Here is a 23,661-nt window from a genome sequence, read left to right as displayed (position 1 = left end):
CGGAACGCATCCTCAACCTCGCCGCATGAGCTACAGGATGTCGCGGAAAGAACAGAAAGACGCAAGCCGCGATTGTTCTGCGTTGCTTGTTGCCGCCGCATCTGGAATCTCTGTTTCGAGGTTCGAACTCGTGCTGCAATCGAGGTGTCCGAGCGCTTCGCCGATGGCCTGGCAACGCACGACGAGTTGTTCTCCTCACACCAAGCCGCGTATTCCGCGATGTCATATCAAGAAGGAAACGTTTACACCCTTGATGCGGGATGGCATTGCTCTCGATTGCCCGTGAACGAACGTGGTTGCGCTGACGCATGCGCTCGTGCGGTAGGTCTCGGAACCGTCACACCGTCCGAAGCTCGGTACGACGAAGACCGCGAACGGACTGAGTTCTTCGCCCAATCCAATCTCCTCCGCGACATCTTCGGCAATCCGTTCCGGCCGGTCGCGTTCGACGCGGCGTGGCGCACCTCGACCGCCGTGGCGCTGGCGCGTGGGATGTACGAGTCGCGAAACTTTGATGCGATGCCGATCCTCGCCGACGCGCTGCAAGACGCCGGGTGCGACAGCGACGACATGCTGACGCACTGCCGCGACCCGCAGCAGGTTCACGTTCGCGGGTGCTGGGTGATCGATCTGGTGCTGGGGAAGGGGTGACCGTGGTATTGAGCCCCGGAGGGGCGGCGGATGGTAGCCAGGGGTGCGGCCCGCTTCGGGCAAACCCCTGGTCCCCGGCGAAACGCGGATCACCACGGACCAGGGGTTTGCCCGAAGGCTCGCTCCACCCCTGGCTACCATCCGCCGCCCCTCCGGGGCTCAAGACCAAAGCCGCGCTGCGGGGGCACGGCCCCGCGGCGCGATTGGTCGAGCGGATCACTTCTCTGAGATGTCCCACACGAGTGCGGTGGTGTCGTAGGAGCCGGTGACGAGCAGCTTGCCGTCGGGCGAGAACGCGAGCGCGTTCAGGTTCCCCGAGCCGCCGGCGATCGTCTTCTTCACCTTGCCCGTGTCGGCCTCGAACACCACCACCGGCGCCGCCGGGCTCGCCCCGAAGCCGGCCTGCGTCGCGACCGCGACCAGCTTGCCGTCGCTGCTCACGGCCACGACCGAGCCCGGCTGCTTGCCGCCCAGTTCCAGCGTGCGCACCTTGGTGCCGGTCACGAAGTCCACGACGATCGGGCCGCTCTTCGGGCTCAGCACCACGGCCGTCTTGTTGTCGGCCGTCGCGGCCACGGTCTTCGCGCCGTACCCGCTCGGCTCGGTGAACTCGCCGCGCTTCTTCGCGGTCGCCAGCTCCCACCCGGTCACCACGAACTCGCCGCCGCCCTTCTCGTCGGGCCGCGTCCCGGACGTCACCAGCGACTTGCCGTCGGGCGAGAGCGCGGCCTGCACCTGCGTCAGCCCCGGCAGGTCCACCTCACCGAGTTTCTTCGCCGCGGCCACGTCCCACACCACCACCCGCGACGGGTTCTTCTTCGCGTCGTACGACGAGACGACGTGCACGACCTTCGCCCCGTCCGGGGTGAACGCCGCCCGGTTCTCGCGGTTGTAGTCGGTCGGGATGACGAACTGCTGCGTGCCGGCCGGGAGGTCGTACACCGCCAGCCCGCTGCCGTCGTTCGCCAGCGCCCGGGTGCCGTCGGCGGTGAGGTACACGGTGCCGGTCACCACGCCGGTCCCGTACCCGGTCTGCGGCGTCTTCAGCGGGATCGTGCCGAGTTCCTTGCCCGTAACCGGGTCCCAGCGGATCACGGCCCCGTCGCTCGCGGCGGTGAACACCTCCTTGCCGCCCCCGGCGACGGCGACGCTCGTGACCGGGTTGATGTGCCCGCCGGCCGGGGTGAGGAGCTTGCCGCTCGGCACCTCCCACGCGAACGTCGCCGACCCGCGGTTCGACCACGCCACGAGCCGCTCGTTGTCCGTGAACTGGAGCCCGCGGGGGAACGTCATCGGCACCGGCGGCTCCGTGGTGCCGAGCCGCGTGCCGTCGGCCACCGCCCACCGTTGGACGGCCCCGTCGTCGCCGGCCGAGGCGAGCGTCTTCCCGTCGGGGCTGAACGCGAGCCGCCGGCCCTGCCGCGACCGGCCCAGGAGCTGGCCCTTCGCGGTGCCGGTCGCCGGGTCGAACAGGTAGACCGCCCCCTCGCCGCCGGACACCGCCGCGAGCGCGCCGTCCGGCGAGAACGCGACCGTCGCGGGGTTCGAGCCGGTGAGGAGCCGGGCCTTGCCGGTCTCCTTGCCGTCGGCGGTCCAGAACTGCACGAGCCGGCCCGGGTCGGCCTCGGGCTTCGGCGGCTCCTTCGCGTCGCGGTCGGCGTGGTAGCCCCACGTCGCGACCCGCTTCCCGTCGGGCGACAGCGCGACGTACACGGTCTCGTTCTGCGCCGGGCGGATGCTCGCGGCCTCCTTGTTCCCGTCCGCGTCCCACACGGTCACCGCCGGGAGCTTGTCCTTGTCTTTCTCGTTGAAGCTCTTGGTGCCGCCGACGGCGAACACCTTTCCGTCGGCCGAGAGGGCCGCGGCGTTGTCGCCGCTCAGGACGCTCCGGGCGGCCTTCGCCAGCACCTTCCCGGTCCCGGTGTCCCACACGAACGCGGCCTGGTAGCCGACGCTTAGCGCCCGCTTCACGTCGGCCGAGAACGCGATCACGGTGCCGAACTCGCCGTCGATGCGCACGGTCCGGGTCACGTCGCCGTTGAGTTCGAGGAACCCAATCGCCCCGCCGGGGACGGGGCTGGCGAGGAACCGCCCGTTCGGGGTGATCGCGGTCGGGCTCCCGCTGGTGCTCCGCAGCCGGGCCGTGCCGAGGCGGGCCTTCGCGCCGTCGGGGAGCGGGTCGCCGTCGGCCGCGAGGGCGACGAGGGCGGGGAAGAGTGACAGGGCGAACGCGGTCCAGAACCGGCGGGCAGTCATGGGGTGGGACTCCGGGAGGGTGGGCAAGACTGAGCGTACCGCGGGACCGGGCGGGCGTCGAGGACCGAACCGCCGGCGTCAGGCCGGCCGCTCGACGGCCCCCAGTTCGGTGTCCATGCGCCCCACCGCCATGTTGATCCACGCGGCGAGCCGCTCGGCGTCGGCGCGGTGCAGGTACGCCGCCACTGTCGTGATCTGAACCCCGGCGCTCGTCCCCCAGCCGATCTCGCAGCGGTACACGGTGTACGTGTCGCCCCCGCGGCCCACGGCGTGCTCCTCCTCGCGGACGGCGACGGTGCCGACCTGTTCGAACGGCACCCGGACCGGCCACCCGAACCACGGCGCCGGGAGGGTCAGGGTGCGGGCGTCGAGGTCGGCGGCGAGCGTCGGGTGGTGCGAGAGCAGCGCCGCGGCGACGGCCGCGACCCCGACCGCCCCCGCGAGCGCCACCCCAACGACCTCGGGTGCGGGGTTCTCACCGTGTGCGACGGTAACCACGAAGCCCCCGAGCAGCGTCGCGGCGGCGAACGCCACGCAGAACACCGCGGCGTGCGACGCCCCGGGCATGCGCGCCTCCCAGCCCGCGTCGGTCTGCCGGGCCTGGTCCGGGTCGTTCGGGTCGAACCGCGGCTGCTTGCCGAAGGCGAGGCGGGTCGCGCCGCCGGCCAAGACGGTGAGGCCGAGGGCGAAGAGCGCCCGGAGGTAGTCGGTCCCCTCGACGCCGGGCCGCAGGATCGCGTCCGCGGGGCTGTCGGGCGGGTAGTACGCGACGACCGGCCGCGCGACGGCGTACTCGGCCCGGAGCCGGTCGATCTCGGCCCTGTGCTTCGACGACGGCTTTACGAAGTACCGCACCCGCGTGCCGACGTACGTGCGGCCGGCCACCGTGAACTGGTACGCGAGTTCGAGCGTGTACGTGGTGCCGCCCTTGCCCCCGCGGCGCTCGACCACCTCGGACGTGACGACGGTGGCGGCCGCGGTGGGGAACCCCGCGGCCCGGCGCTGCCACACGAACCCGTCGAGGACGACCCAGTCGAGCGTGACCGCGCCCGCGGCGACCGCGGCCGCGACGACCCACAGCACGACCGGGCTCGCTCGGAGGGCGAAGAACTGCATGGGGCGTCCGGTGTGTTGTGCCGGTTGCGGGACGACAGCGAGCATGTGAGGATATCGGACGCCGCCCGCCGGCGAAACGCGCGGGTCTCGATCCGGACCGGGGAACCTCGCCGCGGGGCGGCGTGTCCGTCCTGCGGGCCGATCGCACCTCACGGGAAACGCACATGCGGAAGGAACTTCTCGACGGCGAGCAGGTGTTCGTGATCCACGACTTCCTCTCGCCGGGCGAGTGCGCCGATTACGTCCGCGTCACCGAGGCGGTGGGGTACGCGGCCGCGCCGATCACCACGCCGTCCGGGCCGCTCATGGCCCCGAGCGTGCGGAACAACGAGCGGGTGATGATCGACAACCGCGAGTGGGCCGCGGAACTCTGGGAGCGGGCGCGGCCGCTCGTGCCGTCCCCGTTCCGCGGCCGCGAGGCGACCGGCCTGAACGAGCGGTTCCGGTTCTACCGCTACGAAGCGGGCCAGGCGTTCCGCCCGCACACCGACGCCCACTTCGCCCGCGGCGACGAGCGGAGCCAGCTCACCTTCATGGTGTACCTGGGCGGCGACTGCACGGGCGGGGACACGGTCATCCACATCCAGGACGACGGCGAGCGACTGGCCGACGGCGACGTGATCCGCGTGGCGCCGGAGGCCGGGAAGGCGCTGGTTTTCTACCACTACCTACTGCACGAAGGGGCGGCGGTCGCCGCGGGCCGGAAGTACGTCCTCCGGTCCGACGTGATGTACCGCGTCCCGGGCCACGAGTAGCCCCGGGTCCGCTCAGCGGACGTGGTGCGGGTCGGCCGGGTCGGATTCGCGGGGGAGCTTGACGACCAGCACGGAGCAGGGGGCCTCGCGCATCACCTTCTCGGCGACGCTGCCCATCACGAGCCGGTCCACGCCGGTGCGGCCGTGGGTGCCGATCACGACCACGTCGGTCCCCGTGTCGGCCGCGTACCGGACGATCTCGGCCGCCGGGTCGCCCTCCAGGACGACGTGCGCGACGGGTATCTTCGGGTTCGCCGGCCGCACCTGTTCGAGCTGCGCCCGCCAGTGGGCCTTCTCGCCGGGGCCGCCGGGCGGGTGGACGTACACGACCGCGAGGGCCGCGCCGTAGGTCTCGGCCAGCCCCAGCGCGTGGAAGTACGCCTGGTTCGAGTAGCTGGAGAAGTCGGTGGGGTAGAGGATCTTCTTGACGTGGATCATGGGCGCTCCCTCTGGGCGACCGAACTACCCCGGCATCGTACCACCTCGCGGCGGCCGACCCAAGCGCGTACTCCCCCGGGTCAGGGAATCACCGGACCGCCCCGCCGTTCACAGGCACCGTCTGCCCCGTGATGAACCCCGCCGCCGGGGACGCGAGCCACAGCGCCGCGGCGGCGACGTCCTCGGGGAGTCCCCACACGCCGAGAGGCGTCTCGCGGCGGACCCGCTCCTGCCAAACGGCGCTGGCCGTCTCGCCCCAGGCGGTCCGCACCCACCCCGGGGCGACGCAGTTCACCCGCACCTCCGGCGCGAGGCTCAGGGCGAGGCTCCGTGTGAAGCACATCACGGCCCCCTTCACCGCGGCGAAGAGTTGCCCGCTGTCGCCCTCCATGCCGGTCTCGGCCTGGTCCCAGCCGACGGTGACGATGCACCCGCGGCCGCGGTCCTTCATGCGTGCGCCGATGGTGCGGGCGAGCCGCATAGTCGCCCTCAGGTCGATGGCGAGCAGCGCGTCGAGTTTCTCGTCGAACGACCACTTCGCCGCGTCGCCGGTGAGCGTGTCGGCCCCCGCGTTGCACACCAGCACGTCGAGCCCGTCGGCGAGGGCCCACGCCTCGTCCGCGAGCCGATCGACCTGGGCCGGGTCGCGGAGGTCAGCGGCGACGTGCCGGCCCGCAAGCGGTCGCCGCCCGTGGGTGATGACGTCGGCACCGTGGCGCTCGTAGAGTTCCGCGATGGACGCCCCGATGCCGCTCGTCGAACCGGTGACCAGTGCGGTGCGCCCCGCGAGCGTCTGCGGGGCGGAAGGGGTCTCGCGGGCGACCCGCACGTCGCCGCTGGGGACGCCGGCGAGCAGTTCGCGGACCGACTTGCCGAGCGTGGGGTGAACGACGTCCGGCGCGACCTCCGCGAGCGGCACCAGCACGAAGCCGCGTTCGTGCATCCTCGGGTGCGGGACCACGAGATCCGGCGTGTCGATGACGCGGTCGGCGTAGAGGAGCAGGTCGAGGTCGAGCGTTCGCGGGGCGTTGACGCCGGCCCGGACGCGGCCGAAGGCGTGCTCGATGCGGTGGAGGAGCTTCAGCAGGTCTTCGGGCGAGGTGTCGGTTTCGACCGCGACGGCGGAGTTCAGGTAGTCGCCCGACCCCGGGGGGCAGTCGAGCGGCGCGGTCTCGTAGACCTCGGACGCGGCGACCACCCGCACGCCGGGCTCGGCCCGGAGCCGCCGCACGGCCGCGGTGAGGTTCGCCCAGCGGTCGCCGAGGTTGCTGCCGAGCGCGAGGTACGCGGTCGCCATCGGTCGCGGCCTCCGCCGTCGCGCGGGAAATGCGAAACGCAGCGTCCGCGCCGGGAGAGTGGCGCGGACGCGGGATGGTCCTCGGGCCGTGACCGGCCAGGGCCGTCACTTCTTGGCGGCGCCCTTGGCCTTGGGGTCGGCGGCGGCCTCGCCCTCGGCCTCCTTCTTGACCTTCTTCTTCATCACGATCTTCTGGACGCGGGTCTTCGGCAGCCCGAACGGGCTCTTGCCGTCGCCCCACTGGCCGTTCTCGATCATCTTGGCGATTCGCTCGGCCCGGGTCAGCACGCACCGCTGCCGGGTCATGCCGCCCTTGCGCTTCAGGCTCTTGTCGATGGACATGGGATTCGGGGGTCAGGAGTCTGTGGGTCGGGGGGCGGCGAAACCACGTCCAACCCGCCCGGAACTGTGATAATATAACCCTCTGCGGCACGCGACAAGGACGCCCCCGGCGGTCGTCCCGGTGTCTTCCCTCGGCCTCCCGCCTCCGGACTCCCAACAACGCGTATGAAAGTTACCCTCGACTACGGCAAGACCGGTCTCGACGTCACCCTCCCGGACGACCGGCTCGTCGGCCCGCCGCTGACCATCCAGCCGGCCCCGCCACTGGCCGATCCGGCCGCCGCCATCGGGGCCGCAATTGCGAACCCGATCGGTACGCGGCCCCTCGCGGACCTGGCCCGCGGGAAGCAAACGGCGTGCATCGTCATCTGCGACATCACCCGGCCGGTGCCGAACAAGCTCATCCTCCCGGCCCTCACGAAGACGCTGGAGGACGCGGGGGTGCCGCGGGGGGGGATCACGATCCTGATCGCCACCGGCCTGCACCGCCCGAACGAGGGCGAGGAACTGGTCGAACTGGTCGGCGAGTACATCGCGGGCACCTACCGGTGCGTGAACCACCACGGGAAGGAACCGGACGAGCACGAGTACCTCGGCACCACGCCTAACGGCGTGCCGGCGTGGATCGACAACCGGTACACCCGGGCCGAACTCAAGATCACCACCGGCCTCATCGAGCCGCACCTGATGGCCGGGTACTCGGGCGGCCGCAAGCTCATCTGCCCCGGCATCGCGGGCATCGAGACGGTCAAGGTGTGGCACGGCCCGCGGTTCCTCGAGCACCCGAAGGCCGACTGCGGGAGCGTCGAGGGGAACCCGGTCCACGAGGAGAACACGCGGATCGCGCTGATGGCCGGGTGCGACTTCATCGTGAACGTGTGCATCGACGGCAAGCGGCAGGTGACCGGCGTGTGGGCCGGCGACATGATCAAGGCCTGGGAAGAGGGGGTACGGTTCTGCCGCGAGGTGGTGAAGGCCGGGGTGCCGCACCAGTGCGACGTGGTCGTCACGAGCTGCGCCGGGTACCCGCTCGACACGACGTGGTACCAGGCGGTGAAGGGGCTGACCGGGGCGCTGCCGATCGTGAAGCCGGGCGGCACGATCATCATGGCCGCGAGCCTCACCGAGGGGCTCGGCAGCCCCGAGTTCCGCGCACTCCTCGACGACTACCGCCGCAACGACCGGTACGCGACGCTCGCGGTCGCCGGGAGGCCCGCGGGCGCGCCGCCGACGAACCGCGGCTCGCGGTCCCTGCACCGCGACGTCTGCGAGATGGACGAGTGGCAGTTGGTGATGTTCCAGAAGATCCTGGGGCACTGCCGGGTGAAGGTGTTCTCGCAGGGGCTCAGCGCCGACGCGCTGCGGCTGTGCAACGTCGAGCCGGCCGCGAGCATCGAGGCCGCGCTCGCCGACGCGCTGACCGAGTACGGCCCGGCCGCCCGCGTCGCCGTCATCCCGAAGGGGCCGTACGTGCTGCCCTACGTGGTCGGGGCGTAAATGGGAGGACGTGCGATGACGAACCCGAGAGCGCAGGCACCCGTGACGATCATACCGGGCGACCGCGGCGGGGGGCGGTTGCTCGTCCCCGTGTCGCGGCGGGACGAGGTCCACGCGCTGCTCGACGGGCACGCGGTTCCGTACTGGGACAGCCCGGTCGAGATTTCGATGGACGGTCAACCGCCGTTCTTTGGAATCTCGTTAAGCGTCAAGGCCGACGTCAAGTTGGTGCAGCAACTCCTCGACAGCATGCCCTGATGCGGAGCGGTCCCGTGGCGCTTGCCGACGACATCCAAAAGCTGGCGGCGGACGCGCGGGCCGACCTCGCGGCCGTTCTCGACTACCACTATCAGAGCATCGCGGCCTGGGACGAGCTTTCAAGAGACGTCCGTTCGGGGCGCGTGTTCAGCGTCCAGAATGTTGCCACCGCCACGAGCGCCGATCAGGCGCAAATCATCGCCCGCGTGCCGGGGTACATGGAGCGCTACCTCACCCCGGCGACGTTCCAGCAACTCGTCACGACGTTCGAGGCGTTCTTCTTCGACCTGCTCGCACTGTGGCTCCGGGACCACCCCGGTATCCTGCTCCGCAAGCAGGTCGAGTTGGAAACGGTCCTCGCCGCGGCCGACACCGCCGCCGTGCTCCAGGGCGTGATCGACCGCGAGTTGAACGAGGTCAAGTACCGCAAGGTCGCGGAGTGGTTCGATTACCTCCGCAAGCTCGTCAGCGTGCCGGGGCCGTCGCCCGATCAGGTCGCGGCGCTGGCCGAGGCCAAGGCGTCCCGCGACATCCTCGTCCACGGCAAGGGGCTCGTGAACTCGGTGTACCTCGCGAAGGCGGGGGCGAAGGCCCGGTACGCCGTCGGCGACGTCCTCGAATTGCCCGACCCCTACGTCCGCACGACGTTCGGCCTCGTCGAGACCGTTGTGGGCGACGTGGCCGCGACCGTCGCCTCCAAAGCCTGACTCCCGCCGAGGGCCGCCGATGTCGATGACCGCCTGTCCGGGGTGCGGGCTGCCGCGGGCCGAGGACCAACTCGCCCGGCCTTGCCCGGTGTGCGACGCCGGGCCGGGCGCGGTTCTCGCGGCCCCGCCGGTCGCCAAGCCGCCGAGCGCCCCGGACCCCACCCGGAACCTGCCGGCCGACGTCAGCGCCATGAACCGCACCGCGGCCGGCGCTGAGGGGTTCCCCGCGTGGTTCCGCTGGGCCGCGGTGTTCGCGGTCGGCGTGGGGACTGGGGTCGGGGGCGTTCTCGCGTGGCAGGCGGACCGCACGCACCCGCCCACCGAGGTCGCACAGGTCACTCCGAACGACTCGCGGCCCCTGCCGCCGCTCCCGTCCGTTCCCGGTCGCCGCGTCGAGGTCGCCCCGGGGCCGCACGAGCCGACCGCGGCCCCCGAGCCCGAGCCCGAATCCTCGCCGCCCGAGCCGCAGCCGCCCGCACCCGCACCCGACAGGGCCATCATCATCGAGCTGAACCTACCGAACGGGACGTATCACCTGCCGTTCACCATGAAGAAGGGCGAGCGGGTCGTCCTCAAGGGGAAGGTGAACTCGTTCCGGGCGCGTGGCCTCGACGGCGGGGCGGTGCTCGACGCCTCGGGGCTGGAGGCGGCGCAGGTCTACGTCGGCGGGAAGATCGACAACGGCTCCACCCTGAAGCTGAACGCGCCGAACGGGACGGTCACGTTCGCGGCCGCGGTCGGCGGCAAGTCGAAGGTCGAGATCGCGGCCCCGGGCGGCGACGTGACGTTCACCGCCCCGACGACCCCGACGCGGCCCGGCTCGGCCATCGACGGCGGCTCGACCGTTACCATCACGGCCCGAACGACCGACCTCCGCGGCGACGTGAACGGCAGCGCGACGCGGGTCGCGGTGAGCCTGCCGCGGAACGGGTCGCTGAGGGCGGTCGCGGTCCGCGGCACGGCCGCGGTCGAGTACCGGGTCGCGGACGGGAAGGGCACCCCGGACGTGTCCGCGGGGTTCGTCTCGCCGGCCGCCGCGTTCAAAAGGGCCGAGTGACGCGCCGGAACCGGGGCCCGACGCGCCGGCGTTGACCGTTCCGGGGCGGCCTTCTATCATCCTCCTAATCGACCGGTCGTAACGGATTTGCCGACGGACGCCGGCCCCGGAGTCTCCGATGAGCGCGGAACAGAAGGAAACCGAGCCGAACGCCCTCGCCACCACACTCACCGACGCGTGGGGGAACTTCAAGCAGGGCAAGCTCGTCAGCTACAAGCTCATGGCCGTCGTTCTGATCGTCGTGGTCGGTGCCGGCGTGTGGTGGTACATCGCCTACGAGCGCCGCAAGGACACCTCGGCGCAGTGGCTCAAGTTCGACGAGGCCCGCACCGTCGCCGGCCTCGAAGAGATCGAGAAGAACTACGCGAGCGGCCCGGTCGCCCGCGTCGCCGAGATCAGCGTGGCCCGCAGCCTGCTCGGCCCCGAGGGGATCGACCAGCTCGGCTCGCCGAACGCCGAGCGGCGGCAGAAGGCCGTCGAGAGCGTCGAGAAGGCCCGCGAGGAGTTCGCCAAGCTGCTCCCGAAGTTCGAGAAGGACCCGGTGTTCAAGGCTGAGTGCCTGCTCGGGCTCGCCAAGGCCGAGGCCGCCCTCGTCGGCGTGCCGGTGAAGCCGAACGAACTCACCGAGTTCCGCGGGAAGGTGTCGAAGGTCGTCGAGTACCTCGACCAACTCGCCGCGGCCGCCGCCCCGGACACCCCGTGGGCCACCGACTCGAAGAAGCTCGCCGACGCCCTGCGGAACGAGCAGGCGCAAACGTCGGCCGACTTCGTCCGCGTCCAGCGGGCGCTGACGATCCAGGCCCCGCTGCTGCCCGAGGCCGACCCGCACGGGTCCGGCGGGCTGAGCCCCGGCGGCCCCCCGGGGATGCCGCGGCCGCCCGGCCTGCCGAAGTAACTCGGGCCGCGGACGCCCGCGGTCGCGGCGGCACGGGGGCGACCCCGTGCCGTCACACGTTTGACCCCGGCGCCGGCCGCGCACCCACCTCAGAACGCCGCACCATGTCCGCCGCCGACGACACCCCCGTTGAACTCCCCGACGACGAGATCGAAGCGGTCCCGATCGTGTCCAGCGTCCGGCTCCGCGAGCCGCTCGAACTCGTCGTCATGGTCAAGTCCGAGGGGATGCGGCTCGACCAGTACGTGCTCCTGCACCTCGGGGCCGACTTCAGCCGGTCCGAGGTCCAGCGGGCGATCGAGGCCGGCACCGTGAAGGCCAACGACCGGCCGGTGCTGAAGCCCGCGTACAAGGTCCGCAAGAACGACCGCCTGTACGTCGAGATGCCGGCCCCGGTCCACGAGATCCCGGTCCCCGAAAACATCCCGCTCCACATCATCTACGAGGACGACTGGCTCGCGGTCGTCAACAAGCCGCACGACATGGTGGTCCACCCCGCGAAGGGGAACTGGTCGGGCACGCTGGTGAACGCGCTCCAGTGGCACTTCCGCGAGCACCTGAGCACCGGCAACGGGCACCTGCGGGCCGGCATCGTCCACCGGCTCGACAAGGACACGAGCGGCGTCATCCTCATCGCCAAGGACGACGTGACGCACCGCGACCTGAGCATGCAGTTCGAGTCGCGGAAGGTGTTCAAGGAGTACGTTTCGCTGGCCGCCGGAGAGTTGGAGCGGGACTCGGACTACGTCGAGGGCGCGCTGAAGATGCACCCGCACGACCGGCTCCGGATGGTGGTCTCGACCGACCCGGACGCGAAGCACGCGCTGACGTACTACGAGGTGCTGGAGCGGTTCCGCGGGTTCACGTTAGTGAAGGTGCAGCCGCGGACCGGCCGGACGCACCAGATCCGCGTCCACCTCCAGCACGTCGGGTGCCCGGTGCTGGCCGACAAGCTCTACGGCGGCCGCGACCAGTTCCGGCTCTCGGACATTGTGCCCGGGCTGCCCGAACCCGAGAACGAGGTGCTCATCGGCCGCCAGGCGCTGCACGCCTTCCGGCTCCGGTTCCGGCACCCGCGGACCGAGCAGTGGATCGAGGCCGAGGCGCCGCTCCCGCCCGACATGCGCCGCACGCTCGACGCGCTCCGGCTCCACCGCCCGTACCGGTGAGGTTACAGTCGATTGGTGGGGCGGGCATTCTTGCCTGCTTCCCAAATGCAAATGGGGCAGGCAAGAATGCCCGCCCCACTCAAATCAACTCTTCACCACACGGGTCACTGCTTCGGGGCGGGGGGCGCGGCGGCCGGCGGCGTGCTCATGGTGATCTGCGCCTTCGGCTTCATCTGGTCGACGACCGCCTCGCGGAGCCGCATCGCGTACAACATCCGCACGTCTTCCTTCACGTCGTCGAACTTCTTCGCGGTGCCCTGCTTCCGGGCCGTGACGAGGATCAGGTGGTACCCGAACTCGGTCGACACCACGTCGGTCATCTCGAACGGCTTGAGCGCGAACGCGGCCTTGGCGAACGGCTCGACCATCGCGCCGGACCGCGGGAAGAAGTTCAGGTCGCCGCCGTCCTTCTTCGACGGGCACGCCGAGTACTCCTTCGCGTAGGCCGAGAACAGCTCCTCGACCTTGCCCACGCGGGTCTGCTCCTTGGCCAGCGCGTCGGCGGTGGCCGGCAGGGCCGCGACGGCCTTGGCCGCCTCCTGGTCGATCACCTGCTTGATCCCGCGGAGCTTCTGGGCCGCGTCCTTCTGCTTGGCCTCGTCGGCCCCCGGGGTCATCAGGATGTGCCGGGCGCGGACCATGGTGCCGTCGAACACGTCCGGGCTGCTGTCGAACAGTTGCTTCAGGGCCGCGTCGGTCCCCTGGGTCTTGATGAACTTCTCCCACTTGAGCTGGGCCGTGACCTCGGTGCGGAACTCCGCCTCAGTCAGCATCATCGCCTCGAGTTCCTTGGAGTAGTCCTTGGGCGGCTTGGCCGCGGCCAGCTCCGCCTTCAGCTCGTTGATGAGGGCCTCGATCTCCTTGTCCTCGAGCGTCACCTTGATCGCGTTGAGGTACTGGTCGATCAGCACGTTCTCGATCAGGTGGGACATGATCTCCTTGCGGGCCGTCTCCCGGTGCGCCTCGGGGAAGCTCCGCAGGGCGCGGTACACGGCCACCTCGGGGATGGCCTGGCCGTTGACGGTCGCGGCGGTCCCCGTCGGGCGGACCTCGGGCTTCGCCGGGGCCGGGGTGACGGCCGGTACGACCGGGGCCGGCGGCTGCGGCTGGGCCTGCGGGGCGGCCGGGGCCGGTTGGGGCTGCGGCTGCGCCGGGGCCTGGGCGGCGGCCGTGGCGGCGAGCGAGCTTCCGAGAACGAGGGCTGCCGCCGCGCGGCTGATCTTGCGCATCGCGTACTCCTTACGAGCGCTCGGGCTGACCCGCCGTTCCCCTCAGCGGGTGCGGTCCCCGGCTCTGAAGGCGACGGTCATACCCTCGCGGCCCGCCCTGTCAACCGGAATTGCCGCGGGGTCGTTGTGGGCTTGTGGGTGGGTTGCGGGACGTGGGGGCCGTTCGTGTGGACCGGGGCGCGAGGGCGTGACCGAAACCGCAGAGTGAAGCACCCGCGGGTTCGGCCCACCAACAACCACCAACCGACAACACCCCCCAGGGATCACGTGTGGACCATGTCGAACGCGACGAACGCGAGCGGGCCGTAGATCATGACCGGGATCCACGCCGCCATCGCCGGCGACACCAGCGCCGAATTGCCGATCGCCGTGCAGCCGATGACGCAGGCGTAATACCCCGTCCCCAGCGCCATGCACAGGCCCGCGCTCAGCGCGATGTGCCGGTTCGGGTTCCACAGGATCACCGACACGCCCAGCAGCACCAGGAGCATGCCGATCACGGGCCGGGTGATCCGGGTGTGGAACAGCACCGCCATCTTGGTTTGCCGGCGGCTGTCGTCGGCCCCGAGCAGCTCCCGGAGCCGGACCGTCGAGGCGTAGATGTACCACGTGCCGCCGCGGCGCACGGTGTCGTAGTCGGCCGTGTCGGTCCTCAGGAACCCGCGGCCGGTCCCGAGGACTGTGAAGTTCGTCGGGAGCGGGCTCGGCACCGGCTCCCCGACGCCGGTGAGCATCCACCCGCCCGTCAGCGGGTCGTCGCCCGGCGGGATGTACACCGCTTCCTCCGCCGTGACGTGGACCATCCCGCTCGGGGACGACTCGGGGAACGTCGCGCAGAACCGGTCCACGCGGCGGTCCTTGCGGTACCCCGCGAGCCCCTCGATGTGGACCCCGCTCGTGTCGTACGCGCCCATGAGGAGCTGCGCCTTGGCCCCCTCGGGGTCGTCGCGGGACGCCATGAGTTCGTCCGCGATCTCGGGGATCACCAGTTCGGTGTTCAGCGGCGCGAGCGCGACCGCGACCGCCGCGCCGAACAGCACCGGCCGCACGATCCGCCGGGTCGGGATGCCGGCCGACAGTTGCGGGAGCAGCTCGTTGTTCCGCTGCATCCACGACACGGTGAACGTGGCGGCCAGCAGCGCGATCGGCTCGGCCATCAGGTCGAACACCTGCGGGACGTGGAACAGGTAGTACCGCACGATGTACGCGGCGATCGCCGGGAACGACCCCGGGCGGCTCATGAACGCGTCGAGGTGCGTGAACAGGTCGATGACCACGAACAGGCCGATCAGGCTCGTCCACACGATCGCGTACGAGCGGACGTAAGAGACCAGCACCATGCGGTCGAGTGTGGTAATCACCGCGGGCCCCCCGTCGGGGCCGGCGGCGCGGCCGGCGCCGCGACCGGGGCGCGACGCGGCGCCGGGGCCGCGGCGGGCTTTTGCGCCTGCGGCCGGTCCTTCCGCGGGGTGTAGTTCTTGATGAACTGGATGATGAACTCGTCGGCCTCGCTGGCCATAAAGTTGCCGTACCCGTTGGCCCGCAGCTCGCGGAGCGCCTCGCCCCGCGACCAGCCCATGTACTCCATGCGGTAGATCGCCGTGAGCCGGCCGGTGCGGTGCAGCCCGGCCTTGCAGTGGATCAGCACCGGGTACGCCGCCGGGTCGTCGAGGATCGCGAGGTAGTCGTCCACCACCGGGGGGACCGCACCGCGGGGCAGGTTCCGCGGGATCACGTCCGGCGTGAGGAGCAGGTACTTCACGCCCAGCTCGCGGCACAGCTCGCTCTCGCGGACGACCCCCTTGCCCATCCACCGGTCGAGCAGGAGCGGGTCCGGCTCCTCGTGCTGGAGGTTGATGACCGTCCTGATGCCGTTCTCGGCGACGATCTCGCGCAGCCCGGCCGCGGTCATCTGCCCGGACCGGTAGAACCGCTCCGGGGTCACCTCCCGGAACCGCTTGGCGTGGATGTACTGGAAGCGAAAGTACGCGACCGGCGGCGCGATCGCGACGCACGTGACGAGGACCGCCAGAACCCACCGCGCCGCGTTCGGCATCCGAGCCCCGCGTTAAGCGAATCCCGCGGACGCGGGAATGGTATCGTCATCGAAAGTCGCAACACTAATACACACCCACCCGGCCGTGTCAACGCCGACCGCGCGACCCGGACCACCGGAACCGCCCCGCCGCTCGCCAACTGCGCCGCTTCCGGCTACCCTGAATCGGTATCCCGCCGCTCGCAAGGTGACCCCATGTTCCTCTCTTCCGCGCTCGTCGCCCTTTCGCTGGCCGCGCCACCCGCACCGTTCGAGTTCAAGGACGGCGACCGCATCGTCTGGCTCGGCGGCACGCTCGTCGAGCGCGAGCAGCGGTACGGGTACTGGGAGGCGGCCCTGCTCGCCGCCAACCCCGGCAAGAAGCTCACGGTCCGCAACCTCGGCTGGAGCGGCGACACCGTCCACGGCGAGTCCCGCGGCCGGTTCGACTACAACAATGCCGACAAGTGCTTCAAGCAACTCGTCGAGCCGGCGCTCGAATTGAAGCCGACCGTGATCTTCATCAGCTACGGCACCAACGAGTCGTTCGACGGCAAGGACGGATTGCCGAAGTTCGAGAAGGGGCTGGAGAAGCTCCTCGACGCACTGAAGCCGGCGAACGCCCGCATCGTGCTGTTCCCGCCGCTGCCGTACGAGGGGCCGGCCGCGGCCCGCAACGCCGACCTGAAACTGTACGGCGACGCGGTCCGGGCGGTCGCCGAGAAGCGGCAGGCGACGTTCGCCGACCCCGGCGCGGCGCTCCCCGCGGGCGGGGCCGCACAACGGCTCACGGAGAACGGCGTTCACCTCACCGAAGAGGGCTACCGCCTCACGACGCCGGCCGCCCTCGCGGCGCTCGGCCTGCCGGCCGGTACCGGCACCGCGGACTGGACGAAGCTCGACTCGGTGCGGCAGGCGGTGCTCGCCAAGAACGAGCAGTTCTTCAACAAGTGGCGGCCGCAGAACGAGACGTACCTGTTCGGGTTCCGCAAGCACGAGCAGGGCCGCAACGCCAAGGAGATCGCCGAGTTCGACCCGTTCATCGCGAAACTCGAGGACGAGATCGCCGTGCGGCTCAAGGAGTTGAACAAGTAGCCCCGCGTCATTCAGAGGATTATGCTTGTTTCCGGACGATACGCACACCCGTGCCCGGAATCATTCTGGAACCAATTTACCTGTCCGGAAGAATGAGTATCAGAGTGTCGGTCGCGGTTCGCTGAACACACAACATCAAGCCTGAAAACCACATGCGCCACACACTTCCCGCACTGCTCCTCGCACTGCTTCCGGCCCCGGCGTTCGCTCAGCGCGACGCCAAGACGCCCGACCCCGACCCGGAACTGGAGCGCAAGACGTTCATCGTCGCGCCGGGGTTCGAGGTCAACCTCTGGGCCTCCGACCCGCTGCTCGCCAAGCCGATCCAGATGAACTTCGACCCGCAGGGGCGGCTGTGGGTCGCGTCGAGCGAGATCTACCCGCAGATCAAGCCCGGCGAGAAGGCGAACGACAAGGTCCTCGTCCTCGAAGACACCGACAGCGACGGCAGGGCCGACAAGACCACCGTGTTCGCCGACGGGCTGCTGATCCCCACGGGGGTGCTGCCGGGCGACGGCGGCGTCTACGTCGCCAACAGCACCGAACTCGTCCACCTCTCCGCGTCGAAGCCCGGCGAGAAGGCCGACAAGAAGCGGGTCGTGCTCTCGGGGTTCGGCACCGAGGACACGCACCACATCATCCACACGTTCCGCTGGGGGCCGGACAGCCACCTGTACTTCAACCAGTCGATCTACATCCACTCGCACGTCGAGACGCCGCACGGCGTGAAGCGCCTGAACGCCGGCGGCATCTGGCGGTTCAACCCGGACACGACGCAACTCGACGTGTTCGCCCGCGGGTGGGTGAACGCCTGGGGCCACGCCTTCGACAAGTACGGGCAGAGCATCGTCACCGACGGTGCCGGCGGCGAGGGCATCAACCACGCGATCCCCGGCGGGTACTACCTCACCTCGCAGGGGCCGCACGTCCAGCGGGTGCTGCACGGGCTGAACCCGGGGTCGCCGAAGTTCTGCGGGGTCGAGGTCATCAGCGGCCGGCACTTCCCGGACGACTGGCAGGGCGACTGCATCGCCAACGACTTCCGCGGGCACCGCGTGTGCCGGTTCAAGCTCAAGGACGACGGCAGCACGTTCGCCAGCCGCGAGATGACGGAGGTCATCAAGAGCAACCACCCGGCGTTCCGGCCGATCGACGTGAAGATGGGGCCGGACGGCGCGCTGTACATCGCGGACTGGTACAACCCGATCATCCAGCACGGCGAGGTCGACTTCCGCGACCCGCGGCGCGACAAGACGCACGGCCGCATCTGGCGGGTGACCGCGAAGGGCCGCGACCTCGTGAAGCCGCCGAAGCTCGTTGGCGCGACCGTCCCCGAACTGCTCGAACAACTCAAGTCGCCCGAGCAGTGGACCCGGGAGCAGGCCAAGCGCGTGCTGAAGGAACGGGGCGGAAAGGAAGTGCTGCCGGAACTCGAAAAGTGGGTGGAAGGGATAGACCGTAAGGCTCCCGGGGCCGACCACGCGCTCCTTGAGGCTGCCTGGGTCTTGCTAGCAGTCGGGGAATCACCGGCCAATGGAAATGCTCTGCGGGACTTGATCCACTTTAATGCCATCTGGAGGGTGGTTGATCAAGTGACAACCTCGGAAGATCCCCACATTCGTGCGATAAAGACCCGTATCGACGCGTATCATTGGTCACCTCATTCTCCTCCGGATCATGTACTGCGGAACACCTCGCATTTGCAGGCTCAGATAAGGGATCCGCACCCTCAAGTGCGCCTTGAAGCCATTCGGGCACTTGCTCAGTACAAGGGGCCATACGTCGCCGAGGTGGCGCTCGCCGCACTCAACCATCCGATGGATCGCACTCTTGACTACGCCCTGTGGCTCACGGTGCGCGAACTCGAACCGTACTGGATGCCGGCGTTCAAGGAGGGCAAGCTCACGTTCGGCGGCGACGCGAAGAAGCTCGCGTTCGCGCTCAACGCCGTCGGCAACAAGGACACGGTGAAGCCGGTGCTCGCGCTCATCGACGGCGGCAAGGTGCCGAAGGAGAACGCGCACGGGCTCTACCTGCTGCTGACGCAGATCGGCGGCCCCGAGGAACTCGCGAAGGTGCTGACTTACGCCGGAGCCAAGGACACCGCGGCCCCGCAGCGCGTCGAGGCGGTGAGAGCCGTCGAGGACGCGATCCGCGGCCGCAAGGTCGCCGCGCCGAAAGACACGTCCGGCCTGATTCCGCTTCTTGCGGACACCGGCGACGCGCGCGGCCCGGCCATGCGGGTCGTGGGGTTGTGGAAGCTCACCGGGCACCGGGGGACGCTGGAGAAGGCGACCCTCCAGATCGAGATCACGCCGCAACTCCACGCGGCCGCACTTGAGGGCATCGCCCTGTTCGGCGACGACAAGGCCAAACTGTGGCTCACCGAACACATCCGCCAGCTCAATGACAATCCGCAATCCGTTCGGCTCTCGCTGATCGCGCTCGCGGGGCTCGACATGCCGACCGCGGCGGCGAAGGCGGCCGACTACCTCGCAACCGCGAAGGCCGAGCCGGAACTCGCCGACCTGTACGCGGCGTTCCTGAGTCGCAAGGCCGGGGTGCCGGCGCTGGCCAAGGCGCTCGCCGGGAAGAAGCTCAACGCGGACGTCGCCAAGCTCGGCCTCCAGGCGGTCCGCACGTCCACGCTCACCGTGCCCGAACTCGTGGAGGCGCTCACCAAGGCCGGCGACCTCGGCGCGGCCCGCAAGCCGCCGACGCCCGACGAGGTGAAGGCGCTCGTCGCCGACCTCGACACGGCCGACCCGGCCCGCGGCGAGGTCATCTTCCGCCGCAAGGAACTCCAGTGCCTCGCGTGCCACGGCGTCGGTGGGGCGGGCGGGCAGGTCGGCCCGGACTTCACGAGCATCGGCGCGAGCGCGCAGCGCGACTACCTCGTCGAGTCTTTGCTGATCCCGAACAAGGCGGTGAAGGAGGGGTACAACGCGATCCGCGTCGTCACGCTCGACGACAAGGTGTACCTCGGCATCAAGGTCCGCGAGGTGAACGGCCAGCTCGTACTTCGCACGCCCGAGGACAAGGAGGTGACCATTCCCGTGAAGGACATCGCCGAGCGGGGCGACACGAAGTCGATCATGCCCGAGGGGCTGACCGACTCGCTGACGAAGCAAGAGTTCGCCGACCTCACGCGGTTCCTCTCGGAACTCGGCAAGGTCGGCGGGGCGTACGCGCCGAGCAAGGCCCGCGTCGTGCGGCGGTGGCAGGTGATCGACCCGAGCAGCGAGAACCTGAACCTGTTCCGCCGGGTCCGCGTGTCGGCCGCCGCCGAGCCGGACGCGACGTTCGCGTGGTCCCCGGCGTACTCGCTCGTGTCCGGCGACCTGCCGGTCGCGTCGCTGCCGAAGTTCAACGTGTGGGCGAACACGGCTGACCAGTCCGTGGTGCGGTTCGCGCTCGACGTGACCACCGCCGGGGCCGCGAAGCTGAAGTTCAACTCGGTGAACGGCCTGTCGGTGTTCGTCGGTGCGTCGCCGGTCGAGGCCAAGCCCGAGACGCTGCTCGACCTCAAGGCCGGCGTGCAGCACGTGACGGTCGTGCTCGACCGCTCGAAGCGCACGGAAGACCTGCGGGTCGAACTCGACGACGCGCCCGGCTCGCCGGCCCGCGTCGCGGTCGTCGGTGGGAAGTGAGCGGTCGTCGGTAGCCCAGCGCTTCCGCACCGGGCTACGAACGGCGGCCCCTCCGGGCGGAGCAGTGGTGGCGGAAGGGTAGAGGTGGCCGCCCCTCACCCGCCGCGAAGCGCGGCGACCTCTCCCCGTTGGAACGGGGCGAGGTGTTGCCCCTGCGCTTCTCACTAGCCCCGCGACTGGATCGACGCGAAGAGGAAAGCCGGCCGCCCCCACCTCGCCCCGTTCCTACGGGGAGAGGGCGCGACGAGTCTTCGAGTCGCGGGTGAGGGGCACTACCTGACCTCCGTCCCAGACGCGGTCACCATTCCGTCACCGGTTCTCGCTCATGGCGCCACTGTTCGCCGTCCACCTGTCCGACGGCGCGATGTCGGTGCCGTGGGTCGCCGCCGGGTGGCTCGGGCTGGGCCTGCTGCTCGCGCCGGCGCTGTGGCGGCTCCGCGAGGAGGACGTCCCGCGGATCGGCGTGCTCAGCGCCGCGTTCTTCGTCGGGTCGAGCATCCACGTCCCGCTCGCGGTGGTGCCGACGAGCGTTCACCTCATCCTGAACGGGCTCGTGGGCGTGGTCCTCGGCCGCCGCGCGCCGCTCGCGATCACCGTCGGCCTGCTGCTGCAATACCTCCTGCTCGCGCACGGCGGGCTGACGACGCTGGGCCTGAACGCCTGCATCATCACCGTGCCGGCGGTGCTCGCGGGTGCGGCGTACCCGGCCCTGAAGCGCGTCGGGGTGCCGCCGTTCGGCCGCGGGGTCATCCTCGGGGCGGGCGCGGCCGCCGGCGCGGTCGCGCTCAACTTCGTCGCTCTACTTTTTGGTGGGGCGGAGGACTGGTACCTGCTCGCGCGGCTGGTGCTGCTCGCGCACGTCCCGGTCGTCGTCGTCGAGGGGCTGTTGCTGGGCGTGGTCGTCCGGTACGTCGAGAAGGTGAAGCCCGAGATGCTGGCGGCCGGGCGGTGAGCGGGCGGCATGGCGGTTGCACAGTGTGTGGTGCGTTGGTCGCCCCGGCACGAACCCGCAACACTGAGGATGCCATGAGCAAGAAACACCACGGCGGCCCCGGCCCCGTGCCGCCCGCGAACCGGCCGCAGCAATTCGGCGGCGTGCCCCAAGGGGACGACGACGCGGCACAGCCGCACGAGGCCGGGACGAGCGGGGCGGCGGCTCAGGAACAGGACCCGCAGCGCCGGCTCGGGGACTACACCGGTGCCGGCGAGCACTCCATCCAGCAGCCGTCGGCCCTGAACGACGGCACGCACCACAACAAGTAGTCGGAACCCCCTCAGCGAGCGGCCCCGACCCCGGGGCCGCTCGCTCGCGTTTACAGCTACTGCCGGGCCCCGCCCTTCACCTTCGTCTTCACCGCGTACAGGCTGGTCCCGGCGGTGACGAACAGCGTCGCCGCGTCCTTCCCGCCGAAGCACACGTTGGTCGCCCCCTCGGGCACGTCGATGGTCGCGACCTTCTTGCCGTCCGCGGCGAACACGAGCACCGCCCTGCCGCGGGTGAGGTACACGTTCCCCGCGTCGTCGGTGGTCATGCCGTCGGACCCCGACTCGCAGAACGTCTTGCGGTTCTTCAGCGCGCCGCCCGCCTCGACGTCGTACACGTTCGTCTTGTTCGCGCCGATGTCGGCGGCGTACAGCTTCTTCCCGTCGGCCGAGCCGATGACGCCGTTGGGCTGCTTGTAGTCGCCGTCGGCCCGCGCCAGCTTGCCGTCGGGCGACAGGTAGTACACGCCGCGCGCGTCCTGCTCCTGCGCGCCCCGCTTCCAGTACCCCCGCTTGTAGAACGGGTCGGTGAAGTACGCGCCGCCGTCCGGGGCGACCCACACGTCGTTCGGGCCGTTGAGCAACTTCCCGCCGTGGTCCTTCACAACGACGGTCTTCTCCTTCGTCTTCACGTCGATCTTCCAGAGCTGGTTCTGCTCGTCGGCGCACGCCCACAGGAACCCGGCCTTGTCGAAGCACAGCCCGTTCGAGCGGCCGCACGGCTCCATGAAGGTGGTCAGCTTCCCGTCGGTGTCCCACTTCAGGATCTTGTCGTTCGGCTGGTCGGTGAAGTAGACGTTGCCGTCGGCGTCGGGGGCCGGCCCCTCGGTGAACTTGAACCCGCCCGCGAGCTTCTCGACCTTCGCGCCGGGGGCGACGGGGCTCGCCGGGTCCTCTTCCTCGCTGCCGCCCGGCTTCGGCGCGTCGGGCTTGGTGCCGGCGGCGAGGAACCCCTCGGCCCGCATCCACTCCTCGCACCGCTTCGGCCAGGTCTGGTGCGGCTTCTCGCCGGCGCGCATGCCGAACCCGTGGCCGCCGGCCGAGTAGACGTGCAGTTCCGCCGTCACGCCGGCCTGCTTCAGCGCGGCCATCATCTTGAGGCTGCCGTCGAGCGGGCCGTTGTCGTTGTACGCCAGCGCGAAGAAGCACGGCGGGGTGTCCTTCGACACGCGGATCTCGGCGGCGAGCTTGTCCTTGGCGACCTTGTCCACGAGGCCGCCCGGGTAGATGAGCACGGCGAAGTCGGGCCGGCAGCTCTGCTTGTCAGCGTCGTCGGCCGCTTCATACGCCCGCTTGTCGGAGTTGGTCGCGGCCCATGCGGTGAGGTGCCCGCCGGCCGAGAACCCGAGCATCCCGATGCGGTTCGGGTCGATGCCCCACTCCTTCGCTTTCGCGCGCGTGACGCTGAGCGCCCGCTGCGCGTCCTGGAGCGCGCCGACCGGCGGCGCGTCCTTCGCCTGGTCGGGCCGCCGCGGCACCCGGTACTTCACGAGCACGCCGGTGACGCCGACCGACTGGAGCCACTCGCCGACCATCGTGCCCTCGTGCTCCCACGCGAGGACGTTGTACCCGCCGCCCGGGGCGATCACGACCGCCGCGCCGGTGTCCTTGTCCTTCGCCGGCCGGTACACGGTGAGCGTCGGCTTCGAGACGTTCGTGACGGACTTGATCGGCCCGTTCGGCACGGGTTGGGTGAGCTTCTCCTCGGGGACGTTCCCCTTCTCGCCGGGGACGGCCCCGGGCCACAGGTCGAGTGCCGGGGGCGGGTCGGCGGCTCGCGTCAGGGTCGTCGCGGCGAGGAGCAGAGCGAGTGCGGGCAGCGTGCGGGTCATTGGGGCCGGTCGGGTTGTGGGGAGGGGGGGAAAGACCGCGATTGTCGCACCCGGCGGCCGCGGGGTCAAACCGCCCGAGATTTGTTTTAGACATGTTTACCTATTTGACTGATCCGATG

At 70.3% G+C, this 23,661-nt stretch carries 21 protein-coding genes; 12 read left to right on the top strand and 9 right to left on the bottom strand.

Features of this window, described 5'->3' with window-relative positions:
• The coding region (locus tag ACTIGN_RS30320; RefSeq protein WP_439630986.1) for a hypothetical protein at positions 1–651 on the top strand (651 nt) is incomplete at its 5' end.
• A gap of 216 nt (positions 652–867) precedes the next feature.
• On the opposite strand, the gene ACTIGN_RS30315 is transcribed toward ACTIGN_RS30320, so the two are convergent.
• On the bottom strand, positions 868–2,907 hold the full coding sequence (locus ACTIGN_RS30315; protein WP_439630984.1) for a WD40 repeat domain-containing protein: 2,040 nt from the start codon (positions 2,905–2,907) through the stop codon (positions 868–870).
• 78 nt (positions 2,908–2,985) lie between these two features.
• Positions 2,986–4,023 (bottom strand): DUF3592 domain-containing protein, encoded by a 1,038-nt coding sequence (locus ACTIGN_RS30310; protein ID WP_439630982.1) that lies wholly within the window; start codon positions 4,021–4,023, stop codon positions 2,986–2,988.
• Positions 4,024–4,187: 164 nt separating this feature from the next.
• Here ACTIGN_RS30310 and ACTIGN_RS30305 point away from each other — a divergent pair, with 164 nt between their 5' ends.
• Entirely contained in the window at positions 4,188–4,778 is a 591-nt protein-coding gene (locus ACTIGN_RS30305) for a 2OG-Fe(II) oxygenase (protein ID WP_439630980.1), read from the top strand.
• A gap of 12 nt (positions 4,779–4,790) precedes the next feature.
• Here the strand turns inward: ACTIGN_RS30305 and ACTIGN_RS30300 are convergent, their stop codons facing one another.
• The 3 genes from ACTIGN_RS30300 to ACTIGN_RS30290 form a co-directional block, all read right to left on the bottom strand.
• A complete protein-coding gene (locus ACTIGN_RS30300; RefSeq protein ID WP_439630979.1) occupies positions 4,791–5,216 on the bottom strand; it encodes a universal stress protein in 426 nt (141 codons plus the stop codon).
• A gap of 88 nt (positions 5,217–5,304) precedes the next feature.
• On the bottom strand, positions 5,305–6,513 hold the full coding sequence (gene folK, locus ACTIGN_RS30295; protein WP_439630977.1) for a 2-amino-4-hydroxy-6-hydroxymethyldihydropteridine diphosphokinase: 1,209 nt from the start codon (positions 6,511–6,513) through the stop codon (positions 5,305–5,307).
• 105 nt (positions 6,514–6,618) lie between these two features.
• The gene (locus ACTIGN_RS30290) at positions 6,619–6,855 is read right to left on the bottom strand and encodes a small basic protein (RefSeq protein WP_439630975.1); all 237 of its coding nucleotides are present in this window, start codon (positions 6,853–6,855) and stop codon (positions 6,619–6,621) included.
• 165 nt (positions 6,856–7,020) lie between these two features.
• On the opposite strand from ACTIGN_RS30290, the gene larA reads away from it, so the two are divergent.
• The 6 genes from larA (at position 7,021) to ACTIGN_RS30260 (ending at position 12,438) form a co-directional block, all read left to right on the top strand.
• A complete protein-coding gene (gene larA / locus ACTIGN_RS30285) occupies positions 7,021–8,352 on the top strand; it encodes a nickel-dependent lactate racemase (RefSeq protein WP_439630973.1) in 1,332 nt (443 codons plus the stop codon).
• Positions 8,353–8,367: 15 nt separating this feature from the next.
• Entirely contained in the window at positions 8,368–8,610 is a 243-nt protein-coding gene (locus ACTIGN_RS30280) for a hypothetical protein (protein WP_439630972.1), read from the top strand.
• Positions 8,611–8,624: 14 nt separating this feature from the next.
• Positions 8,625–9,317 carry a hypothetical protein gene (locus ACTIGN_RS30275; protein ID WP_439630970.1) on the top strand — a complete coding sequence of 231 codons (693 nt, stop codon included), beginning with the start codon at positions 8,625–8,627 and terminating at the stop codon, positions 9,315–9,317.
• Positions 9,318–9,336: 19 nt separating this feature from the next.
• Positions 9,337–10,374, top strand: a complete 1,038-nt coding sequence (locus ACTIGN_RS30270) for a hypothetical protein (protein ID WP_439630968.1) — start codon at positions 9,337–9,339, stop codon at positions 10,372–10,374.
• A 118-nt stretch (positions 10,375–10,492) separates the two neighbouring features.
• The gene (locus tag ACTIGN_RS30265) at positions 10,493–11,269 is read left to right on the top strand and encodes a hypothetical protein (protein ID WP_439630966.1); all 777 of its coding nucleotides are present in this window, start codon (positions 10,493–10,495) and stop codon (positions 11,267–11,269) included.
• Positions 11,270–11,373: 104 nt separating this feature from the next.
• Positions 11,374–12,438, top strand: a complete 1,065-nt coding sequence (locus tag ACTIGN_RS30260) for an RluA family pseudouridine synthase (RefSeq protein WP_439630964.1) — start codon at positions 11,374–11,376, stop codon at positions 12,436–12,438.
• A gap of 104 nt (positions 12,439–12,542) precedes the next feature.
• Here the strand turns inward: ACTIGN_RS30260 and ACTIGN_RS30255 are convergent, their stop codons facing one another.
• The 3 genes from ACTIGN_RS30255 to ACTIGN_RS30245 all read right to left on the bottom strand — a co-directional run bounded on the left by ACTIGN_RS30255 (position 12,543) and on the right by ACTIGN_RS30245 (position 15,723).
• Positions 12,543–13,667 carry a peptidylprolyl isomerase gene (locus ACTIGN_RS30255; RefSeq protein WP_439630962.1) on the bottom strand — a complete coding sequence of 375 codons (1,125 nt, stop codon included), beginning with the start codon at positions 13,665–13,667 and terminating at the stop codon, positions 12,543–12,545.
• 263 nt (positions 13,668–13,930) lie between these two features.
• On the bottom strand, positions 13,931–15,028 hold the full coding sequence (locus ACTIGN_RS30250; RefSeq protein ID WP_439630960.1) for an LptF/LptG family permease: 1,098 nt from the start codon (positions 15,026–15,028) through the stop codon (positions 13,931–13,933).
• The gene (locus ACTIGN_RS30245; protein ID WP_439630958.1) at positions 15,025–15,723 is read right to left on the bottom strand and encodes a fused DSP-PTPase phosphatase/NAD kinase-like protein; all 699 of its coding nucleotides are present in this window, start codon (positions 15,721–15,723) and stop codon (positions 15,025–15,027) included. Before ACTIGN_RS30245 ends, ACTIGN_RS30250 begins: the two co-directional genes overlap by 4 nt.
• Before the next feature lie 195 nt (positions 15,724–15,918).
• Here ACTIGN_RS30245 and ACTIGN_RS30240 point away from each other — a divergent pair, with 195 nt between their 5' ends.
• From ACTIGN_RS30240 to ACTIGN_RS30225, 4 genes are all read left to right on the top strand, one after another.
• Positions 15,919–16,797, top strand: a complete 879-nt coding sequence (locus tag ACTIGN_RS30240) for an SGNH/GDSL hydrolase family protein (protein ID WP_439630956.1) — start codon at positions 15,919–15,921, stop codon at positions 16,795–16,797.
• Positions 16,798–16,949: 152 nt separating this feature from the next.
• Positions 16,950–20,447: a PVC-type heme-binding CxxCH protein gene (locus ACTIGN_RS30235; RefSeq protein WP_439630954.1), complete on the top strand. Its 3,498-nt coding sequence runs from the start codon at positions 16,950–16,952 to the stop codon at positions 20,445–20,447.
• 325 nt (positions 20,448–20,772) lie between these two features.
• On the top strand, positions 20,773–21,399 hold the full coding sequence (locus ACTIGN_RS30230; protein ID WP_439630952.1) for a CbiM family transporter: 627 nt from the start codon (positions 20,773–20,775) through the stop codon (positions 21,397–21,399).
• A gap of 74 nt (positions 21,400–21,473) precedes the next feature.
• The gene (locus ACTIGN_RS30225) at positions 21,474–21,710 is read left to right on the top strand and encodes a hypothetical protein (RefSeq protein ID WP_439630950.1); all 237 of its coding nucleotides are present in this window, start codon (positions 21,474–21,476) and stop codon (positions 21,708–21,710) included.
• Between the two features lie 56 nt (positions 21,711–21,766).
• On the opposite strand, the gene ACTIGN_RS30220 is transcribed toward ACTIGN_RS30225, so the two are convergent.
• Positions 21,767–23,542: an SMP-30/gluconolactonase/LRE family protein gene (locus ACTIGN_RS30220; RefSeq protein ID WP_439630948.1), complete on the bottom strand. Its 1,776-nt coding sequence runs from the start codon at positions 23,540–23,542 to the stop codon at positions 21,767–21,769.
• Between the last annotated feature and the right edge of the window lie 119 nt (positions 23,543–23,661).

It is taken from the genome of Gemmata sp., assembly GCF_051859125.1.
GTDB lineage: Bacteria > Planctomycetota > Planctomycetia > Gemmatales > Gemmataceae > Gemmata.
The sequence above is the reverse complement of the archived record's forward strand: the minus strand, read 5'-3'. Positions and strand labels throughout refer to the sequence as shown.

What these genes read in the sequence shown, in the direction of transcription:
- ACTIGN_RS30315 (WP_439630984.1), bottom strand. Translation starts at nt 2,907, where the DNA reads ATGACTGCCCGCCGGTTCTGGACCGCGTTCGCCCTGTCACTCTTCCCC.
- ACTIGN_RS30310 (WP_439630982.1), bottom strand. Translation starts at nt 4,023, where the DNA reads ATGCAGTTCTTCGCCCTCCGAGCGAGCCCGGTCGTGCTGTGGGTCGTC.
- ACTIGN_RS30305 (WP_439630980.1), top strand. Translation starts at nt 4,188, where the DNA reads ATGCGGAAGGAACTTCTCGACGGCGAGCAGGTGTTCGTGATCCACGAC.
- ACTIGN_RS30300 (WP_439630979.1), bottom strand. Translation starts at nt 5,216, where the DNA reads ATGATCCACGTCAAGAAGATCCTCTACCCCACCGACTTCTCCAGCTAC.
- folK (WP_439630977.1), bottom strand. Translation starts at nt 6,513, where the DNA reads ATGGCGACCGCGTACCTCGCGCTCGGCAGCAACCTCGGCGACCGCTGG.
- ACTIGN_RS30290 (WP_439630975.1), bottom strand. Translation starts at nt 6,855, where the DNA reads ATGTCCATCGACAAGAGCCTGAAGCGCAAGGGCGGCATGACCCGGCAG.
- larA (WP_439630973.1), top strand. Translation starts at nt 7,021, where the DNA reads ATGAAAGTTACCCTCGACTACGGCAAGACCGGTCTCGACGTCACCCTC.
- ACTIGN_RS30280 (WP_439630972.1), top strand. Translation starts at nt 8,368, where the DNA reads ATGACGAACCCGAGAGCGCAGGCACCCGTGACGATCATACCGGGCGAC.
- ACTIGN_RS30270 (WP_439630968.1), top strand. Translation starts at nt 9,337, where the DNA reads ATGTCGATGACCGCCTGTCCGGGGTGCGGGCTGCCGCGGGCCGAGGAC.
- ACTIGN_RS30265 (WP_439630966.1), top strand. Translation starts at nt 10,493, where the DNA reads ATGAGCGCGGAACAGAAGGAAACCGAGCCGAACGCCCTCGCCACCACA.
- ACTIGN_RS30260 (WP_439630964.1), top strand. Translation starts at nt 11,374, where the DNA reads ATGTCCGCCGCCGACGACACCCCCGTTGAACTCCCCGACGACGAGATC.
- ACTIGN_RS30255 (WP_439630962.1), bottom strand. Translation starts at nt 13,667, where the DNA reads ATGCGCAAGATCAGCCGCGCGGCGGCAGCCCTCGTTCTCGGAAGCTCG.
- ACTIGN_RS30245 (WP_439630958.1), bottom strand. Translation starts at nt 15,723, where the DNA reads ATGCCGAACGCGGCGCGGTGGGTTCTGGCGGTCCTCGTCACGTGCGTC.
- ACTIGN_RS30240 (WP_439630956.1), top strand. Translation starts at nt 15,919, where the DNA reads ATGTTCCTCTCTTCCGCGCTCGTCGCCCTTTCGCTGGCCGCGCCACCC.
- ACTIGN_RS30235 (WP_439630954.1), top strand. Translation starts at nt 16,950, where the DNA reads ATGCGCCACACACTTCCCGCACTGCTCCTCGCACTGCTTCCGGCCCCG.
- ACTIGN_RS30230 (WP_439630952.1), top strand. Translation starts at nt 20,773, where the DNA reads ATGGCGCCACTGTTCGCCGTCCACCTGTCCGACGGCGCGATGTCGGTG.
- ACTIGN_RS30225 (WP_439630950.1), top strand. Translation starts at nt 21,474, where the DNA reads ATGAGCAAGAAACACCACGGCGGCCCCGGCCCCGTGCCGCCCGCGAAC.
- ACTIGN_RS30220 (WP_439630948.1), bottom strand. Translation starts at nt 23,542, where the DNA reads ATGACCCGCACGCTGCCCGCACTCGCTCTGCTCCTCGCCGCGACGACC.